This is a genomic window from Bifidobacterium sp. N5G01 (assembly GCF_002742425.1).
GTDB lineage: Bacteria > Actinomycetota > Actinomycetes > Actinomycetales > Bifidobacteriaceae > Bifidobacterium > Bifidobacterium hominis.
Map to the genome: position 1 here is coordinate 292,945 of NZ_NJNP01000002.1, position 14,567 is coordinate 307,511.

A 14,567-nucleotide genomic window follows, 5' to 3' on the forward strand; every position below is an offset into this window, starting at 1 on the left:
CTTTACAAGCGCAAAGCCTACCTTCACGCGGTGACAGAACGCCACCCAATTGGGTCGTATCTCGCCTGCGTATGGCAGATTCCACATCTCGACATGAGGCTTCTCGCTTATATATGGTAGGTCAAATAGTCAAACCGGCCATTTTCACACCCCCGATATGGCCTTTCTTCGGAGAGGACTGCCATATATAAGCGAGAAGCCTCCGTACAAACCCCATACACATATTTACATATCCATGGTTTAGCAGAATCTAAACAACAATAACTATGTAATTATCTGCTGTTTAAGCTGGATCATAACCACAGATGTGAATCACCTCGAGCAAGGCATCCACGTCAGTAGTACAGTGTCAGGGCCTTTGTATAGGTTGGATACGTTATGTACATGCAGGGGGGCTTCCGACGAAAGTGGGAGCTGAGATAGGCGAATGCCTGACCCTTTGAACCTGTTGGTTAGGACCAACGTAGGGAGCAGACAATGAGCGATAACTCGTTTTCGGCAACGTTGCGTGAACAGATTGCACAGGCAGTCAACAACGTACGAACGACCACGCCTTTGGCGCAGTCGTTCACCAATTTCGTCACGATGAATCTTGTGGCCAACGCGCAGCTTGCCGCCGGAGGCACTGCCGCCATGAGCTTTCTACCGGACGATGTAATCGACACCGCGGAAATCGCAGGATCGAACTACATCAATGTGGGCACGTTGCTGCCGTTCTTCAAAGATGCGCTGCCGGAAATCGCCTACAAACTACACAAGAACGGCAAGACGTGGGTGCTTGACCCGGTCGCCGCGGGCATCGGAAAAACCCGTACCGCCATTCTCGAATCGTTCCGCACCTATCCGCCGACCATCGTGCGCGGCAATGCGAGCGAGATCATCGCACTCGATGCGATGTGGGGTCTTGCACAAAACGATTCCACCGTTCCCGGCACGCGTCCGGCAGGCGTGGAGGCTGTGGACGAGGTCGATGCAGCTGTTGACGCAGCCAAACGAGTGGCTCGTCATCTTGCCAAACACTCCCCCACCGGTGCTGGTGCGGTGGCCGTTTCCGGAGCGGTCGATCTGGTGACCAACGGCGAGCATGTGTTCCGTCTGCCAGGCGGCAGCGCGATGATGACGAAGATCATCGGCGCCGGCTGCTCACTTGGCGGCGTTACCGCAACATACTTGGCCGTAGCGGAACCGTTGGTAGCTGCGATTTCCGCTTCACTGCTGTACAACAGGGCTTCCGAAATCGCCGAAGCGAAATCTTCAGGCCCGGGGTCCTTCCAAGTAGCGCTGCTTGACGCGCTTTGGAACGTCACAGCCGAGGAAGTCGCCGCCTCCGAAATCATCGTCGACTAGACTTTGCCGAACCCTGCACACTATGCGGCATGTTATGCAGGGTTCGGCAATTGCGTATGCGGAGTATTTCAAAACTTCAGATCACAAGTAAGCAAGAGCAAGTAAGGAGTCATTCATGACCAGCACATTGCCACCGGTATTGAGCATCGCGGGATCGGATTCCTCCGGTGGTGCCGGCATTCAGGCGGATTTGAAAACCATGATCGCCAATGGCGTGTTCGGCATGACCGCCATCGCTGCACTGACCGCGCAGAACACCACAGGCGTGACTATGGTCACGAACACTCCTCCGGAAATGCTCGCCGCGCAAATCGACGCAGTATTTGAAGATATTCCGCCGGTCGCCGTGAAGATTGGCATGGTGTCGAGCGTGGAGCTCATCAACGTGATCGCCGACCGTCTGATTGCGCATGGTGCCACGAATATTGTGCTTGATCCGGTAATGGTGGCAACGTCCGGCGCGAAGCTTATCGAAGATGACGCGATTGCGGCACTGACTTCCAAGCTGTTCCCGCTGGCCACCGTCATCACGCCGAATATGCCGGAAACCCAGGCGCTGTGCGAGCTGGCCGTCGAACAGGGTGCCGACGCGATCGACTACGAGAATGGCGAGAGCATCTCCAGCGAGAACGACATGGTGACTGCAGGCCATATGCTCGCCGGCCATTTCGGCTGCGCGGTGCTCGTCAAGGGCGGTCATGGTACGCAGGATGCCAGTGATGTGCTCGTTGAGCCGAACGGTAAAGTCACTTGGTTCCGCGCGCGTCGTATCAACAATCCGAACACGCATGGCACCGGATGCACGCTGTCTTCGGCGATCGCGTCGCATCTGGCGCTTGGCGAAACATTGCCGGAAGCCGTCGACAGGGCAAAACTGTATCTGACGGGAGCCCTGGAGGCACAGCTTGACCTCGGTCACGGATCCGGACCGATGGATCACGCTTGGAAATGGCGCTGACAGCCAAATTCGCACCATCCAATCCAAGCCATATCAAGTCGATAGGAACGCAACGAAAGGAACGAACATGACCCTTGATCGCAATGCGGAAAAGCAGGAAGTGCCGATCAATCCGGAAACAGGCAAGCCGTATATCAACACGCTTGCCGCAGTCGCCATTTCCCCCGCTGGAGCAAGCCCTGAAAAGTCCACGTACGTGGCGCAGGCGGTCGACGTGATCCGCCAATCCGGATTGCCGAGCGAAACCAACGCCATGTTCACCAACATCGAAGGCGATATCGACGACGTGCTCAAGGTGATTCGTGACGCCACCCTGAAGCTGGCTGGCCAAGGCTATCGCACCGACGTGGTGATCCGTCTCGATATTCGTCCGGGTTTCGAAGGTCAGATTCACGCCAAGCAGGCGCTTGTGGATGAAATCCTGTCGGAATAAATCCGGCAATAGACTGTTATATCGTCGTAAAAAAATCGAAAAGCGCGTCATCTATAAGAAATGGCGCGCTTTTCTTATTGATTCAGGTATAGTGTAGCGATCATGACTACGATGAAGGAAATTGCCGAAGCGGCAGGGGTGTCCATTTCCACCGTTTCCTTGGTACTTAACGGCAGAGATGAGGGACGTGTGAAAGCCCCGTTGGCCGCACTCATACGTGAGAAGGCTGACGAACTCGGCTACACGGTCAATCCTCTGGCGCGCAGCCTACGCACTTGCCGCACACGAATTCTCGGCTTCATCAGCGAGGAAGTCGCCACCACCCCGTATGCAGGCGGCATCATTCTGGGTGCGCAGGATGCGGCAAGCACCTACGGGTATATGATCATCACGGTCAGCACCGATGGCAAGGCAAGCGAAGAGAATGAAATCGCCACATTGAAACGGTATGGCGTGGATGGTTTCTTCTATTCGAAGATGTCGAACCGCATTGCAACCGTGCCCGCATCCCTCGACGATTATCCGGTGGTGATGGTGGATGCCACCGATGCCGACAACCAGATCCCCAGCATCGAGCCAGACGAATTCCAAATCGCTTACGATGCCACAAAACGGCTGATTCAAGCCGATTGCGAGAGGATCGCCTATATCGGATGTTCCGAAAACATGATTGCGCAGGATGGTCGTTTTGCCGGATATCAGGCAGCGTTGCAGGATTCCGGTTTTACCTACGATCCTTCGTTGGTATGCAATGTACTCCATAATGGCCCGGCGTTGCGCGCCGTCGACAAGCTGTTCGACGAACGCAATCCCGACGGTTTCTTCTGCTTCAACGATGCGCGCGCGTGGTATGTGTACGAATGCGCGGCACGCCGTGGACTGACTGTCGGCAAGGATATTTCCATCGTCGGCGTCGACAACCACCGCGTGTTTGCCGAAACGCTGGAACCGCAGTTGACCACAGTGGAGCTGCCCCACTATGAGATGGGTTATTGGGCCGCTTGCAAGCTGATTTCACTGATCGAACGCAAGCCCGTCGACTGCTCATTCTGGCCGAGCACCACCGCTACCCTACCACCGTTGGATTCGCCGATCCCCGCGAAAATTCATTGCGCGCTGATAGAAAAGGAGTCAGTCCGAAGCTGATTTCCTTGATTTGAGATCATGCAAGAAGGTCTTTCGACATGTCTGTTACGACACGCCGAAAGGCCTTCTTTTTTACACCCAGTTTCGACTTAATTTCAAGGCTTCTGAAAAACGTTGGAATTATTGACGTCAATCGATTGACGTCAATCGTTTGATGTATTATTATTTAACCATGTTCATCCACTTGGCATGGCAGCCGGGCGGATGACGGCACAACACAGTATCGGCACACAACCGAGATGCTGCACGGCAGCGGCATAAACAAAGAGAAATAGAGAAACAACAACAACATGGCAAACAACACTCGATCTGCTTGGAAGAATCCTTCCTACCTGCAGAGCTCCTTCGGTATCTTCATGTTCTTCTGCTCGTGGGGCATCTGGTGGTCCTTCTTCTCCCGCTGGCTCACCGACCCGACCCACGGCCTGGGCATGACCTCCGCAGAGCAGGGCCAGATCTACTCCATCAACTCCTTGGCAACCCTGGTCATCATGTTCGCCTACGGCGCCATCCAAGATCAGCTGGGCATCAAACGTAAGCTCGTGATCTTCGTCTCCGCCATCGCAGCGCTCGTCGGCCCGTTCGTACAGTTCGTGTACGCCCCGATGCTGACCGCCGGCGGCACCACCCGTTTCATCGGCGTGCTCATCGGCTCCATCGTGCTCTCCGCAGGCTTCATGGCCGGCTGCTCCCTATTCGAAGCGCTCACCGAACGCTACTCCCGTAAGTTCGGCTTCGAATACGGCCAGTCCCGCGCTTGGGGCTCCTTCGGTTACGCCATCGTGGCACTATGCGCAGGCTTCCTGTTCAACATCAACCCACTGCTGAACTTCTGGGTCGGCTCTATCTGCGGCCTTGGCATGCTGTGCATCTACGCTTTCTGGGTTCCGGCCGAGCAGAAGAAAGAGCTCAGGAAGGAAGCCGATCCGAACGCGGCCCCAACCAATCCATCCTTCAAAGAGATGATCTCCGTTCTGAAGATGCCGACCCTGTGGGTGCTCATCGTCTTCATGCTGTTCACCAACACCTTCTACACCGTATTCGACCAGCAGATGTTCCCGAACTACTACGCTTCCCTCTTCTCTTCCACTGAAGTCGGCAACGCCACCTACGGCACCCTGAACTCCTTCCAGGTGTTCCTCGAGTCCGCCATGATGGGTGTCGTCCCGATCATCATGAAGAAGATCGGCGTGCGTAACTCCCTGCTGCTTGGTGCAACCGTGATGTTCCTGCGTATCGGCCTGTGCGGCGTGTTCCACGATCCGGTCAGTGTCTCCATCGTCAAGCTGTTCCACTCCATCGAGGTTCCGCTGTTCTGCCTGCCGGCATTCCGCTACTTCACCCTGCACTTCGACACCAAGCTGTCGGCAACTCTGTACATGGTGGGCTTCCAGATCGCCTCCCAGATCGGCCAGGTAATCTTCTCCACTCCGATGGGCGCCCTGCATGACGCCATGGGCGACCGTCCGACCTTCTTCACCATCTCCGGCATCGTGCTGGCCGCCCTGATCTACGGCTTCTTCGTGATCAAGAAGGACGACCAGGAAGTCGGCGGTGATCCGTTCTACACCGACAAGCAGCTCAAAGCCCAAGCCGCAGCTGAATCAAACGCCTGAGCGTAACCGCCAAAATCGGCAAAATCACAACTAAATCGTGCTGCTCGAAGCGTTTCCCCTTTTTCCGCTTCGGGCAGCATTCTTAAAACTTTTACTTAAAACTCAATAAGCAACAATTCAACAATCGCAAGATTAAACAATCATCAAGAAAGGCTATTCAACGATGACTGGCTTCACTCCGGACACACCCGTTCTCCACGAAATCAAGAACCACAGCGAAGCCCTGGCACAGGCGGAAGCAGGCGTTGCAGCCATGGCCGCCGAACGCAACAACCGCTGGTACCCGAAGTTCCACATCGCATCCAACGGCGGTTGGATCAACGATCCGAACGGCCTGTGCTTCTATAAGGGACGCTGGCACGTGTTCTACCAGCTGCACCCGTACGGCACCCAGTGGGGTCCGATGCACTGGGGCCACGTCTCATCCACCGACATGCTCAACTGGAAGCGTGAGCCGATCATGTTCGCCCCGACCCTCGAAGAGGAGAAGGACGGCGTATTCTCCGGTTCTGCAGTGATCGGGGACGACGGCGAACTCAAGTTCTACTACACCGGCCACCGTTGGGCCAACGGCGTCGACAACACTGGTGGCGACTGGCAGGTGCAGATGATCGCCGAGCCGGATAACGACGAGCTGACCAGCGCCACCAAACGGGGCATGATCATTGACTGCCCGCTCGACAAGGTCGATCACCACTATCGTGATCCGAAGGTGTGGAAGACCGGCGACAAGTGGTACATGACCTTCGGTGTTTCCTCCGCTGAAAAGCGCGGCCAGATGTGGCTGTTCTCCTCCGATGACATGGTTCGTTGGACCTACGAACGCGTACTGTTCGAACACCCGGATCCGAACGTCTTCATGCTTGAATGCCCGGACTTCTTCCCGATCAAGGACGCCGAAGGCAACGAGAAGTGGGTTATCGGCTTCTCCGCCATGGGCACCAAGGCTTCCGGCTTCATGAACCGCAACGTTTCCAATGCCGGCTACATGATCGGCACATGGACTCCGGGTGAGGCGTTCCAGCCGGAAACCGAGTTCCGCTTGTGGGATTGCGGCCACAACTATTACGCTCCACAGTCGTTCAACGACGGCGAACGCCAAATCGTATACGGCTGGATGAGCCCGTTCGTTGAGCCGATTCCGATGCAGGATGACGGCTGGTGCGGCAACATGACCCTTCCACGTGAGATCACGCTGGGTGCCGACGGCGACCTGCACACTGCTCCAGTTGCCGAAATGAAGGGCTTGCGTGAAAACACCACCGATTTCGGCGCAATCTCACTGGGTGTCAATGGCGAGCAGACCATTGCTGATGATGCTGAAGCCGTGGAAATCGAAATGACCATCGATCTCAACGCCTCCACTGCGGAACGTGCTGGTCTGAAGATTCACGCGACTGAAGATGGCGCTTACACGTACGTTGCGTTCGACGATCAGATCGGTCGTATGGTAATCGACCGTCAGGCCGCAGCCCAGGGTGATCGCGGCTACCGTACCGCCCCGCTTTCCGCCGAGGAACTGGCTTCCGGCGAACTCAAGCTGCGCGTGTTTGTGGATCGCGGCTGCGTGGAAGTGTATGTGAACGACGGCCGACAGGCAATGAGCTCCTTCAGCTACGCTTCCGAAGGCCCGCGCGCCATCAAGCTTGTTGCCGAATCCGGCACGCTTGAGGTCAAGTCCTTAAAGCTCCACACCATGAAGTCCATCGGACTGGAGTGAAGCTGATCCAGGGCAGTAGCAAGGGGTAAATAGTAAGGTGGGTTCCGTGTCGGGCAAGATGCGGAACCCACCTTGCGTTATGCCGCAAGTTGTGACTTACGTTTTGGTTTGAAAAACGATTTTCGTTTCAGAACGTGGTTTAGGGAGTGCTTTATACTAACACCCCGGTAATGAACTTTTCTGACCGGAACGCGGGCAGGCTCCTCACCTTACTGATTTCTCGCCACCGGTCACGTGCGCGCCCACTATGGCGCAGAAAGCAAGGTGAACGATGGCGGTTTCGCACGTTCAACGCACACACTCTGAGCATGCTCAGTCAGCGGCCTCACGATCTTTCTCCACTGTTTTGAGTATCTGCAAGCGCCGCATTCCCACAGTCATCGCAGTAGTGTTGCTGTTAGTGATTTGGGAGGCGTGGGTTCGTATCGGCAATGTGCCCAGCATTATGATCGCCGCGCCAAGCGAAATCGCGCAGGCCACCGTCGAAACCTGGTCGACATTATGGCCCGCCACCCAAGTTACCCTGATTGAAGGCAGCATCGGTTTTCTGTTCGCCGTACTGTTCGGCATTCTTATCGGCATATTGTTGTACTGCTCGCGCATTGCGAACGCAGCATTGTTCCCGTTGCTTTCGGCCGCGCAGACCATGCCGTTGATTTCCATCGCTCCTCTGTTTTTGATTTGGTTCGGTTTTGAAATTTCCGGAAAAATCGTGATCGTAACAGTATTCGGCTTATTCCCGATTGCAGTGCAGACGATTCGCGGTCTTGAAGCAGTCCCCCAGTTTTATTCGGATGTTGCGCTGACTTGTGGTGCCACGAAAGCGTGGACACTGTGGCATGTGAAGTTGCGTGTTGCCGCTCGTCAGATTTATGGCGGCATCCGCGTTTCCGCCGCATACATTTTCGCCACTGCCGCCACCGCAGAATATTTGGGTGCACGCAAGGGTCTTGGCATTTGGCTGCAGGCCGCCTACAACTCGTTCCGCACGCCGCTGATCTTTGCGGCAACGCTTGTCATCATCGCCATCACTGGCATATTGATGATTGTGGTGAACCTGAGCGAACGCATATTGCTTGGCCCTGCCGACGCTGACGCCGATCCCGACGCGGACCAGTAAATCGCGCGCGTACCTCATTACGGCAATCACCCGCCTTTCCAAAAGCACGCGGCAATCCGCCACTCCGCATCATGCAGACGGTCACACTGACTGCATATAATAAAATCCGCTGTTAAGCCAATGTGTGGCAAACCGGCAATGTTCCACAGCCTTTCAACAGGCACCATAAGGAACGTCGGGGGCATTGGACGAGCGGGGGCCTTAGGCCCTTCGTATCGTTTTCTGCCCGAACTCCGCTCGCAGCACATCCCTAGAAAACGGTAGAGAAGATAGATTCAAGGGAAATCGCTTTATGAGCATCTTCAGCAGGCATGACGCCACCGCACATACTCACATCGCAGGTAAAATCATCGCACTCTTCAGCGCAATCGCCATGCTGTTCAGCGTCACCGCATGCGGGCAAAGCAACGATTCCGCAACAAGCGCAACAGACGGCAGCGGTCTGACCAAAGTGACCTTCATGCTGTCTTGGGCGCCCGACACCAATCATATCGGCGTGTACGTAGCCAAAAACAAGGGCTATTTCAAAAAGGCAGGTCTTGACGTCAATATCGTGGCCGTGGCACAGGCCGGTGCCGAACAAGCTGTGAACAACGGCGTGGCCGACTTCGCATTGTCGAATCTCACCAACGTAGGCACGTATGCCATCAAGGGCGCAACCATCAAGCAGGTGCTGCAGGTGCAGCAGAAGCCAAGCGCCATCTGGTGTTCGCTCGCTTCCAACACTGAAATCAAATCTCCAAAGGATTTCGACGGCAAAACCTTCGCCACCTTCGGCTCCAACGAATCCGATGCGGTGATCCGCCGCATGATCCAGTTTGACGGCGGCAAGGGCGAATTCGACAAGGTGACCGTCGGCACATCCACGTTCCAAGCGCTTTCCAGCAAAAAGGCCGATTTCGGCGGCTTCTACGCCACTTGGGAGGGTGTGCAGGCTGACATGTACGGCCCGAAGCTCAACTGCTTTGCCGAACCGGATTACGGCGTTCCCGGCAATGCCGACACTATTGGCGTGATCACCAACGACAAGACGATTTCCAAGAATCCTGAGCTGGTGAAGAAGTTCGTGCAGGCCACCAAGAAGGGCTACGAGTACGCATATTCGAATCCTGACGATGCGGCGAAGATTCTTGTGGACGAGGCTCCCGATGCGAATCTTAAGCTCGATTTCGTCAAGAACAGCATGAAAACCATTGTGGATGGCCAGTATTGGGGCGATCCTGCCAAGATCAAGGACGGTTCGTTCACGTTCGGCACGAACGATGTTGAAGGCGCACAGCAGTATTTCGACTTCCTCGCGCAGGAAAACGCCTACACCGATTCGCATGACAAGGTGATTCATGACGCTCCGCAGGCCAAGGATCTCGCCACCGACGAGTTCCTGAAATAATCGGGTTTGAACGAATAGGTTTGTAACCCGTTTATGTGCGAATAATCGAAATATTGGAATACGGCATCCTGCATTTTTATTTCATGCCCAGCACTGCTTGCTCAGTACGGGTTGAACATGGTTTGTAGGATGCCGCACCTTTATGCGTTGCGCTTGGCTTCATTGCACGAGTTTGATTAAATAAAAATATGACACGGCTGATTCTTGATGTGGACACCGGTATCGACGATGCGCTGGCGTTGGCGTATCTTGCGACGTTCGATACGGTTGACGTGCTTGGCGTGATCGGCACGTACGGCAACGTTTCTGTCGACACTGCGGTTCGCAATACTTCGTATGTGCTGGAACGGTTGGGGTTTCGGCACATACCGGTGATGCGCGGATCGTCGCATCCTTCGTGGGCTCGGTGTTTCATTCCGGATGCAGGTTGTGCGCAATTCCATGGCACGGACGGATTGGGAGGATTCGGCCCGGCTTGCGATAGTTCGTCTTCAGATAATGCTTTTTCAGATAATTTTGTGGGTAATTCCGGTTCTGATACTGTTTTTTCTCGTGATTATCGCAGTCTGATTTCCGTTGGCGGATATGCGTTGGATGATATTCATGCGAATCCTGCGGTTGATTCGTTTGAATTGTCGCTTACTACGGATTCGGCTTCTTCTATTCATGCTGATGATTCTTCCGCCGACTCGGTTTCCGAGGGCGTACAGTTCATTATTGATCAGGTTCGTGCTTATGGTTTCGACGTCACTGTGGTTGCGACTGGTCCGTTGACCGATATTGATGCTGCGATTGCGGCCGCTCCGGATATTGCGGGCAAACTCAAACTGGTGATGATGGGCGGCACGTTGACGCAGGAAGGCAACTGTTGGGATCTGACTGCGGAAACGAATATCATTCAGGATCCGGAAGCCGCGGATCGTGTGTTCCATTCCGGTGCAGACATCACTATGGTCGGTCTGGACGTGACACATCAATGTCTGATGGGTTCTGATACAACCCGTGCTTGGCGTGAAGCAGCAAATGCCGACACACTTGGTGATCCAGCCGGTAATTCGAATGCAGCTTCAGCTCGAACCTCAAGTTCGGACTCAGGCCCATCTGCTTCCGATGTGCGCGTATTCCTCGCTGGCATGGCTGATTTTTCCATTGCCGCGAATTACAAAGCCGATGCACGCCTGTTTTCTCAAGGCATGCCTTTGCATGATCCACTGGCCGCAGCTGTCGCCGTAGATCCGTCACTGGTGAACTGCATTGATCTGCCAATGAAAGTTGAACTCGAAACCGGCGATTTCCATGGCACGCGCGGCCGAACCATCGGAGACCCCGCCGGCCTGATCGACTCCAACGCCCCTCGTATCCACGTGGCCCTTCAAGTCGATTCCCATCGTTTCGTCTCTGACTTCACCACCCGCATAAAGTCTCTGTAGCAATACAAAACGGGGAGAGCCTTATGCTCTCCCCGCAGTGAACGCGATCAATTAGGCAACACTACTTTTTGACGCCACCGAAACGACGGTCGCGGTGAATGTAGTGATCGATCGAACGCCATAGCACGTCTCGACCGCAATCAGGGAACAGTTCCGGCACGAAATCGAGTTCGGCATACGCCGCTTCCCACGGCAGGAAGTTCGACGTGCGCTGTTCGCCGGAAGTACGAATCACCAAATCGCAATCAGGAATATCAGGATTGTACAGGTGTTCGGCAATCATTTTTTCCGTTACGCGATCGCCGGAGATCTTGCCGTCACGCACTTCCTTTGCGATTGCCGCGCAAGCATCCGCGATTTCGGCACGTCCGCCGTAATTCAGGCAGAACACCACGTCGATGGTCGTGTTGTTTTTGGTACGTTCCTGTGCTTTTTCCAATTCGTCGATAACGGATTTCCATAGTTTCGGACGGCGACCGGCCCAGCGCACGCGCACGCCCCACTCGTTCATCTGTTCCACACGACGATGGATGATGTCACGCGAGAAGCCCATCAGGAAGCGCACTTCCTGCGGAGAACGCTTCCAGTTCTCCGTGGAGAACGTATATAGCGACAGGTAACGCACACCAGCTTCGATGGCACCTGCGATGGTGTCGAACACCACCGGTTCGGCAGCCTGATGTCCGTCAGTGCGAATCAGCCCACGCTGCTGCGCCCAACGACCATTGCCGTCCATAATCACGCCGATATGGCGCGGAACCTTGTTCTTCGGAAAATCGGGAATAATCGACGGGTCCGAAAATGGTGCCGCCGGAATGTCAAGGGACTTGTAATCCACGTTCTCAAAAGCCATACCCGCTAATCTAGCAAGCACATGGAACGAATCGGACGTTCCAAATAGTATTCACCCCATTTTTCCACCATTTGGCGGGTTTTCGGAAGCAATACCGTACCGTCCAGCTCTCCCCAATCGCCGTCGACAAGCGCCTGCAACTGGCAGATCGCATTCCACGAAACGTCAAACGATTCACGAATATGATCGGTCGAACACATCAGACCACCCGCGGAAATCGAGAAGAACCATGGACGATCAGTAGAAATCGGATCTCTGCACACCACGCAGGCACGCAAACGTGGCGTCCAACCAGCAATTGCAAGAGCACGCATCACGTAGGAATCACCAATCGCAGCAGGCTCATGTGCATGCTTGGAAAGGGCATTCAATGCTCCCAACACCAGCCGATACTGCGCCACGGAACGCTCATGCTCCGTCACCACAAGCTTGTCAGCCGTTTCGCAAATCACATTCGCCGCGGTATACGCCTTGAAATCGGTGCAGATGCCTCTCGCATACGCCGACACCGACTCGGCTTGGGAAATCACATCAAGCGAACGTCCTTCCGCAATAAGCAACGAGACGCGCATGAAAGGCTCCAAACGACCTCCGAAACGCGATTTGGTTCGGCGCACGCCTTTGGCGACGGCACGGATTTTGCCGTGGTCGCGTGTCAGCAAAGTGACGATACGATCAGCTTCGCCAAGTTTGACGGTGCGTAAGACCACGCCCTCGTCCTGATACAATGGCATTCACCCGCCTCCTTTGCCTCGCCTCGTTTTCCCAACTGAACTATATATTTTCCGCACATTCTCGCGCCAGCCGCACTTTCCCGCGATATCAGTAAATAAACAATCCCCAGAACGCGAATACCAACAGCATATACAGCATGGTGACCGCCGTGATCCAAAACATCACACGTCCGAATCGCGTCGACGCGAGCACCGGCTGGCGGCCACTCACAATCGCACCTATAGCCCCCTTACGCGGTGGCCATTGTGCAAGACCACGATTCGTCGCCTCCTCGATAAGACGCATGAATACGCGGGACCACGCCCACACCACGGCAACGCAAACCATTTGAATAACCGGCCAACTCCAATACATCATGCCCGGATTCTCGGCGGGAGCGCCACCCCACGCTAGCTTGACCACGCCCATAACCACTTCGCCCAATCCTGCACCAAACAGCACAAAAGTGGCCATGGTGGTCACGGCAAGCGTAATCAACGCGTTTTTGAACACAGGACTCAGCCCCAACACATATCGGCGTCGATGCGCACGCGCCCAAATTTTACGTACAAGCACAATCAACCACAGCACGCCGATCACCAGCAGCAAAAGCACCATGCTGACATGCAACACCACCAGATAGATGGTCAGCCCACTATTCGATCGCAATTCCAACGGAACCGCGATCGACTGGTACAGGTTGGTGCCGGCCACACGTTCGCTGGTCTGCTCCAGTCCTTGCGTGGTACCGACGGCCCAACTGATCACATCATCCACGTAGGCGTCAGCGAATGGAGTACCGCTGTTGGCTTCGTCGCCGAGTCGGAGCACATGGTTGGCGATCGGATATGTGCGCACGGTCACGTCCCAATTGCCCGACTTATGCGCCATGTCGATGATTTCCTCCGTGCCTTCCACCTGCGCGGTCATCACGTCTTTGGTGCCGTACGCCACAAGCGTGGGAATGGAATAGGCTTGGGGATTCAACGTGTCGAGGTCGAGATTAGTCAGGCCGAACAATTTCGCATCGATGTTGAATGCGCGGCGCACGATGGACTGGTATCCATCATGCGCTCCGACCAGCGCGAAATCCTGCGCCGCAAGGAATCCCAACGAATATCGTGGCGAATACACCATTGGGCTCAACAGCACTTGGAACGCCACGTTAGGGTCTTGCCCAAGCAGATATGAGGAAATCCATGTGCTTTCGGAAGTCGCGTAAATGCCAACATTCGAAGCGTCAACGTTGTCGAGATCACGCAACATGTTGATGACCTGATCGTAGATGGCTGCGGATCCTGGATAGTCACGGGTCGCATCGTTGGTGGACCACACCGGCTTGTCAAGCACAGCCGTCACGAAACCCGCGGATGAGAGCGCAAATGCCATGTCTCCGAAAGAGCTGTCGCATGTGCCATAACCTGCTCCATGCATGAACACCACGCCAGGCCGATTATTCCCTGCACCTTTCGGCTCACGGATCAGCACTTTGATACGTTGGATCTCACCGGTTGACGGTTGCTTGGCGTCGATGGTGGCATAGCGTTGCGTCACTTCGTAATCGCCTTGTTTGGCAAGGGTTTTGCCCGAAGGATTGTCGAAGGTCACGGACGTGTCGGACGTCAACGTTTCGATGGTTTGCCCGGTCGGCTCGTAATTCCATGATGATGCCGTCAGATTGGAGACCGATACCAAAATGCCCAACAATATGATGAAAATGGGCAGACTGACCATCAGTCGTTTGCTCCTCGTCCACTGACTGGATTGGATTTCCCCGTTGGACATGACTGACTGACGTTCCTGATCTGACACGCCGTTCATTGTACCGACCCCAGCTGAA

12 protein-coding genes and 1 riboswitch are annotated in these 14,567 nt (G+C 55.0%); of the genes, 9 read left to right on the forward strand and 3 right to left on the reverse strand.

The features are described from left to right. Nucleotides 1–378 precede the first annotated feature (378 nt). Nucleotides 379–487: riboswitch (TPP riboswitch) on the forward strand. The 9 genes from CE168_RS04885 to CE168_RS04925 all read left to right on the forward strand — a co-directional run bounded on the left by CE168_RS04885 (nt 478) and on the right by CE168_RS04925 (nt 11,160). Continuing rightward, the gene (locus CE168_RS04885; protein ID WP_099571355.1) at nt 478–1,347 is read left to right on the forward strand and encodes a hydroxyethylthiazole kinase; all 870 of its coding nucleotides are present in this window, start codon (nt 478–480) and stop codon (nt 1,345–1,347) included. It overlaps the preceding riboswitch by 10 nt. Nucleotides 1,348–1,462: 115 nt before the next feature. Next, entirely contained in the window at nt 1,463–2,305 is an 843-nt protein-coding gene (gene thiD, locus CE168_RS04890; RefSeq protein WP_099571356.1) for a bifunctional hydroxymethylpyrimidine kinase/phosphomethylpyrimidine kinase, read from the forward strand. A 67-nt stretch (nt 2,306–2,372) separates the two neighbouring features. Next, nucleotides 2,373–2,738 carry a thiamine-binding protein gene (locus CE168_RS04895; protein ID WP_099571357.1) on the forward strand — a complete coding sequence of 122 codons (366 nt, stop codon included), beginning with the start codon at nt 2,373–2,375 and terminating at the stop codon, nt 2,736–2,738. 102 nt (nt 2,739–2,840) lie between these two features. Next, entirely contained in the window at nt 2,841–3,884 is a 1,044-nt protein-coding gene (locus tag CE168_RS04900) for a LacI family DNA-binding transcriptional regulator (protein ID WP_099571358.1), read from the forward strand. A gap of 290 nt (nt 3,885–4,174) precedes the next feature. Beyond that, nucleotides 4,175–5,500 carry an MFS transporter gene (locus tag CE168_RS04905; RefSeq protein ID WP_099571359.1) on the forward strand — a complete coding sequence of 442 codons (1,326 nt, stop codon included), beginning with the start codon at nt 4,175–4,177 and terminating at the stop codon, nt 5,498–5,500. A 163-nt stretch (nt 5,501–5,663) separates the two neighbouring features. After that, nucleotides 5,664–7,220 (forward strand): glycoside hydrolase family 32 protein, encoded by a 1,557-nt coding sequence (locus CE168_RS04910; RefSeq protein WP_099571360.1) that lies wholly within the window; start codon nt 5,664–5,666, stop codon nt 7,218–7,220. Nucleotides 7,221–7,491: 271 nt separating this feature from the next. Further along, the gene (locus CE168_RS04915; RefSeq protein ID WP_236824325.1) at nt 7,492–8,340 is read left to right on the forward strand and encodes an ABC transporter permease; all 849 of its coding nucleotides are present in this window, start codon (nt 7,492–7,494) and stop codon (nt 8,338–8,340) included. A gap of 292 nt (nt 8,341–8,632) precedes the next feature. After that, nucleotides 8,633–9,730 carry an ABC transporter substrate-binding protein gene (locus CE168_RS04920; protein WP_099571361.1) on the forward strand — a complete coding sequence of 366 codons (1,098 nt, stop codon included), beginning with the start codon at nt 8,633–8,635 and terminating at the stop codon, nt 9,728–9,730. Between the two features lie 188 nt (nt 9,731–9,918). Then, on the forward strand, nt 9,919–11,160 hold the full coding sequence (locus CE168_RS04925) for a nucleoside hydrolase (RefSeq protein ID WP_099571362.1): 1,242 nt from the start codon (nt 9,919–9,921) through the stop codon (nt 11,158–11,160). A 61-nt stretch (nt 11,161–11,221) separates the two neighbouring features. On the opposite strand, the gene CE168_RS04930 is transcribed toward CE168_RS04925, so the two are convergent. The 3 genes from CE168_RS04930 to CE168_RS04940 form a co-directional block, all read right to left on the reverse strand. Beyond that, the gene (locus CE168_RS04930) at nt 11,222–12,013 is read right to left on the reverse strand and encodes an isoprenyl transferase (protein ID WP_099571363.1); all 792 of its coding nucleotides are present in this window, start codon (nt 12,011–12,013) and stop codon (nt 11,222–11,224) included. Between the two features lie 5 nt (nt 12,014–12,018). Continuing rightward, complete coding sequence (recO, locus tag CE168_RS04935; RefSeq protein ID WP_099571364.1) at nt 12,019–12,747, reverse strand: DNA repair protein RecO; 729 nt, start codon at nt 12,745–12,747, stop codon at nt 12,019–12,021. 88 nt (nt 12,748–12,835) lie between these two features. After that, nucleotides 12,836–14,548, reverse strand: coding sequence for an alpha/beta hydrolase family protein (locus CE168_RS04940; protein ID WP_099571365.1), 1,713 nt, complete (start codon nt 14,546–14,548; stop codon nt 12,836–12,838). Between the last annotated feature and the right edge of the window lie 19 nt (nt 14,549–14,567).